Below are 726 nucleotides of genomic sequence, written 5' to 3' on the forward strand. Positions count from 1 at the left end.
TGCTGGCTCTGCATCGCGCCAACGAGGTGAGCCGGAGGCTGGCCGCCCTGCCGGGCATCGGTCCGATCGGCGCAACGCTTCTGGCGATCAAGGTGCCGGATGCGCATGGCTTCAAGTCAGGGCGGGATTTCGCCGCCTGGCTCGGGCTGACGCCGAAGAACCATTCGACGGCGGGCAGGAACCGGCTTGGCGTCATCACCCGCGCCGGCGACGAGACGCTGCGCGCCGTGCTGGTGGCGGGCGCGATGGCGGTCATCCAGCACATGCGGCGCACAGGCAAACGGGTCTGGCCCTGGCTCGAGGCCCTGATCGCACGCAAGCCTGCCAAGCTGGCGGCCGTGGCCCTGGCCAACAAGCTGGCGCGCATTGCCTGGAAACTGATGGTGAGCGGCGAGCGCTATCGCGCAAACGGCGCCGTCCTGCCGCTGGCGGCCCCGGCGCGGCCGTGAAGGGGGCGAAGAACTCGGCGTCGGGTGCTCGCGCGCGACGCTGAAGGCCGGAACTTGCAAGCAAAGGAAGAGATGGTGTGATCGGTCGAACCGGGACAGGCGAGACACTCCGAGGTGCTCACCGGCAGGCAATGCCGTGTCCGTGTTTGGAACTCGCCGTCCGCGCAACCCATCTTGGCCAGCGGTCGCAATGATCGCGCAAAAGGCCGGACATATGAGCGCAAGCGACCCGACACATGGTCAAATCCTTTCTTGCAGCCAGGGGGCCGTCCACATA

Annotated in this window: 1 protein-coding gene; it reads left to right on the forward strand. The window is 67.5% G+C overall.

The window, feature by feature from the left end:
• A partial coding sequence (locus G6N73_RS36090) for a transposase (protein WP_165034599.1) occupies nucleotides 1-449 on the forward strand: 449 nt, incomplete at its 5' end.
• Nucleotides 450-726 lie beyond the last annotated feature (277 nt).

The sequence above is a fragment of the Allomesorhizobium camelthorni genome (assembly GCF_011045125.1).
GTDB classification, from domain to species: Bacteria; Pseudomonadota; Alphaproteobacteria; order Rhizobiales; family Rhizobiaceae; genus Allomesorhizobium; species Allomesorhizobium camelthorni.